Source organism: Massilia sp. P2_C2 (assembly GCF_056404615.1).
The window spans coordinates 1-4054 of record NZ_JBFUDR010000431.1 but is presented as its reverse complement, the minus strand read 5'-3'; the positions used below and the strand labels follow the sequence as shown (position 1 = coordinate 4054).

The 4054-nt window shown below is 65.5% G+C and carries 2 protein-coding genes and 1 pseudogene; 1 reads left to right on the top strand and 2 read right to left on the bottom strand.

Annotation, left to right across the window (positions count from 1 at the left end; all coding sequences use genetic code 11):
* Window positions 1-653 precede the first annotated feature (653 nt).
* Window positions 654-2570 carry a sigma-54-dependent Fis family transcriptional regulator gene (locus tag AC1DYX_RS28745; RefSeq protein ID WP_477265262.1) on the top strand — a complete coding sequence of 639 codons (1917 nt, stop codon included), beginning with the start codon at window positions 654-656 and terminating at the stop codon, window positions 2568-2570.
* Here AC1DYX_RS28745 and AC1DYX_RS28740 read toward each other — a convergent pair.
* Both AC1DYX_RS28740 and AC1DYX_RS28735 read right to left on the bottom strand, forming a co-directional pair.
* On the bottom strand, window positions 2567-3538 hold the full coding sequence (locus AC1DYX_RS28740; RefSeq protein WP_477265260.1) for an FAD:protein FMN transferase: 972 nt from the start codon (window positions 3536-3538) through the stop codon (window positions 2567-2569). The two genes, AC1DYX_RS28745 and AC1DYX_RS28740, sit on opposite strands and share 4 nt — an antisense overlap.
* Window positions 3535-4054, bottom strand: a pseudogene (locus AC1DYX_RS28735) (hypothetical protein); the annotation flags it as partial. The gene AC1DYX_RS28740 and the pseudogene AC1DYX_RS28735, both read right to left, overlap by 4 nt.

Sequence of the window (4054 nt, the reverse complement as noted above, 5' to 3'; positions counted from 1 at the left end):
CCTGTTTTTGCCATCGGCTTTCGCCAACAGCAGATCGCTCACTCAAAATACTGACCGTCACTCATTGCTGAGCAACGTATTTCTTTTGCGTGAACATTTGATAATTTAAGCATTCAGCACCCCGAAGGATGCTGGCACCTCATCAAACGCCCACACTTATCGACTGTTTATTGTTAAAGAACTTCGTATTCGGTACTGCCTTGCTGCACTTGCGAATCGTTTTGTTCGTCAGCAGCAGAGAAGTGAGATTATGCAGTGTTTCGCTTAACTCGTCAACCCCTCGTTTTTCTGCAACACACTGAACCTGACCGGTTCGACAAGCTTAATTGGTTGATTAAATTAAACTTTTTATGCGCTGCAGAAGCAGGACGCGAACTATAGCAAAACCTCGGACACCCGCGCAAGCCCCTGTTGTACGCGTGCATGCTGGCATCGGGATTGCTTACTATGTATTGCATAAAACAAAGCACGAACAGAACGGAACATGTCTACACGTTTGATTGTTCCGTTCTGGTACAGGTGCTACATTAGTGAACAGTCGATTCCCATCACAGAGCCGCAGTCCAGGGCCATACAGGAGACATGGAATGGCTTATCAACACGCAGGCCTGCTCGTCCCGAGCGTCCCCGGCACCCCGACCTATGGCGACGACATGGCCGCCGCGATCGCCATCTCGCACCGCCGCTCCGAGCAATTCGGCCTGTGTCCGGATTCGCGGCCCGATTTCAACCCCATGTCCGGCGCCGATCTGTCGCACCTCGTCGAACAGAACCGCCTCCTATATAGCCATGCGGTGCCGGCAATGGAGACGCTGTACCAGCAGATCGCCAACACGCACAACATGGTCCTGTTGACGGATGCCCAAGGCGTGATCGTGCATTCGCTGGGCGATGCGGACTTCCTGGAAAAGGCCAACCGCGTCGCGCTGACGCCGGGGGTTGCGTGGTCCGAGGAGAGCAAGGGCACCAACGCGATCGGCACCGCCATCGCCGAGCGCGCGCCGACGACGGTCCACGCCGACCAGCACTTCCTCTCCGCGAACCACTTCCTTACCTGCTCCGCGGCGCCGATCACCGACCACCGCGGCAACGTGGTCGGCGTACTGGACGTCAGCGGCGACCGGCGCAGCTTTCACAAGCACACGATGGCCCTCGTGCGCATGTCCGCGCTGATGATCGAGAACCAAATGTTCGCGGCGGCTTTCGAAAACGCGATCACCCTGCACTTCCACACGCGGCCGGAATTCATCGGCACGCTGATGGAAGGGATCGCGTCGTTCAGCCCCGGGGGCCGCTTCCTCGCCGCCAACCGCAACGGCCTGTTCCAGCTCGGGCTGTCCTACCCGGCGCTGCAGGCGCACACGTTCAGTTCCCTGTTCGGCTTGCCCGTCTCCGCGCTGTACGACCATTACCGCACGGCGGCGCCCGGCCTGCTCGACCTGTGCATGCTCAACGGCGTGCGCGTGCGCGGCCGCGCGGAGCTTCGGCTGACGAATGGCGTGCACGTGCTCACCGGCGCATTCGACGATGTCCCGCAAGCCAGTCATCTCCCCCAGCCGGCCGCCAAGGCCCCGACGCGGCGCCTGTCCGGCCTGCGCTACCTGAACACGGGCGACCCGCAGCTCGAACAAGTCATCGACAAGGTCAATCGCGTCCTGGGCCGCGACGTGCCGATCATGATCATGGGCGAGACCGGCACCGGCAAGGAACTCCTGGCCCAGGCCATCCACAACGATTCGCCGCGCGCGCAGGGGCCGTTCGTGGCCGTCAACTGCGCGTCGATCCCGGAGACGCTGATCGAATCGGAGCTGTTCGGCTACGAGGACGGCGCCTTCACCGGCGCGCGCAAGAAGGGCGCGGTCGGCAAGATCCTGCAGGCGAACGGCGGCACGCTATTCCTCGACGAGATCGGCGACATGCCCTACTCCCTGCAGGCACGCCTGCTGCGCGTCCTGCAGGAACGGATGGTGACGCCGCTCGGCAGCGGCAAGTCGATCCCCGTGAACGTGGAAGTGATCTGCGCCACCAACCACAACCTGCGCCGCCGCATCGCGGAAGGCCTGTTCCGCGAAGACCTGTACTACCGGCTGAACGGTCTCGTCGTGAAGCTGCCGGCGCTGCGCGAGCGCACCGACCTCGAGACGGTGGTCAGGAAAATCCTCGGCGCCGAAGGGGAGTCCGGCGACGCCGGCCATACGATCTCCGACGAGGTACTGGCACTGTTCAGGCGCCACAAATGGCCCGGCAACTTCCGCCAGCTGACGAATCTGCTGCGCACGGCGGCGATCATGGCCGGCGACGAGGAAGAGATCGGCCTGCGCCACATGCCGGACGACTTCCTCGACGACATCGCGGACATGCCAGTACCGGCCGGCGCGATCCCCACCACGGGCGCCCCGGCCACGCCCCAGGTCGTCGCGACCGGCACCAACCTCGGGGAGATGGAATTGGCCGCGATCCTGAAGTCGCTCGAGGTCAACGGCGGCAACGTGTCGGCGACGGCGCGCGCGCTGGGTGTCTCGCGCAACACCATTTACCGCAAGCTGCCGCATCTGAAAACCTCCCTTTAAGCCGCCGGAAAACCGGACGACTTCCAGCGCGCGCCATCCTTGCCGATCGTGAGCAGGTCCACGCCCGGCAGGTGTGCCGCCAGCGCGTGGGCACAGCGCGCGCCCATCACCATGAATGCGGTCGACAGCCCGTCCGCCTCCAGCCCCGTGGGCGCCACCACGGTGACGCTCGCCAGCTCCGTCGGCGAATCGCCGCTGGCCGGGTCGAAGATGTGATGGTGGCGCAGGTCGGCCGTGAACGCCGACGCGTAATCGCCCGACGTGGCGACGCAGCGGCCGTCCAGCACGAAGCTTGCCGCCATCGCATCCTCGTGGCGCGGATCGCGGATGCCCAGGTGCCACGGCCGTCCGCTGGTGCGGCCCAGCGCGCCGAATTCGCCCGTATCGACGAGCGCATGGCGGATGCCGAGCCGGCGCAGCGCCGCCAGCGCCAGGTCCGTCGCATAACCTTGCGCGAGACCGTTCAGCGTGATCGCCATGCCCTTGCGCGCCAACACGACACGCTCCGGCCCCGATTGCACCTGCGTCCATCCGACCAGGCTTTGTGCCCGCATGCGCTCGCGCACCGGTGGGACGCCATGCGCCGCATCGAAGGCGCGCCAAAGCGGCTGCACGGTGATGTCGAACGCGCCCTGCGTCAAGCGCGACAGCGTGCGCGCGTGCTCCAGTACCGCGAGCAGGTGCGGATCCGGGCCGTGCAGCACCTTGTCGCGGTTCAGCCGGAACACCTGGCTGGGCGGTTGATGAAGACTCATCAGCGCGTCGACGCGGCGTGCCTCGCCCAGCGCGGCAGCAATGGCCTGCTGCGCCGCCTCCGGGTCGGCATGGCGCACGGCGACGCCGATCGTCGTGCCGAACGCCAGCGCGGCGCCGCTGTGCAGCGGCAGCTGGTCCACGTCGGTGTCGGCCGCCGCCGCGCCGGCCATGCCGCCCAACGTCGCGGCGATGAAGGTCCTGCGATGCATCATGCTCTCCTGTCGATGATGACGGATGCCGGCGCGATCGGTATCGACCGCCCCCGCTTGCGTTCCAGTATCCGCGGCGCGCACTGTTCGTCGCCTGCGTGGATAACGACACATTCCATACATTGGAAACACTCCTCGTAGACGATCGTGCCACTGGCAGCGATCGCGTTGTAGCCGCAGCGATGGCGGCAGGTCTGGCACGGCATGCCGCATTCGGCGCGGCGCGGGACGCTGCCGGGCACGAAATCGTCGCCCGTGATCGGGTGCGGGCCGGCCGTCATCACGAGCAGCGCGTGGTCGCCCGGGTCGAGGCGCTCCTGCAGGCGGTTCCACGTGCGCGGCGCCAGCAGGTTGCGGCCGACTGCGGGCACGGACGCCCACGCCACCCAGACGTCGACAAAGACGCCGTTCGGATGCGCGAGTGCCTGCGCATCGAGTCCGGCGCCGGCGCCGCGCGCGAACAGCCGCTCGACGTCGCGGTTCGACACGCGCACGTGGCGCACGAGACCTGCCTCCAGC

Coding starts and splice junctions, on each gene's coding strand:
- AC1DYX_RS28745 (WP_477265262.1), top strand. CDS start 654: ATGGCCGCCGCGATCGCCATCTCGCACCGCCGCTCCGAGCAATTCGGC.
- AC1DYX_RS28740 (WP_477265260.1), bottom strand. CDS start 3,538: ATGATGCATCGCAGGACCTTCATCGCCGCGACGTTGGGCGGCATGGCC.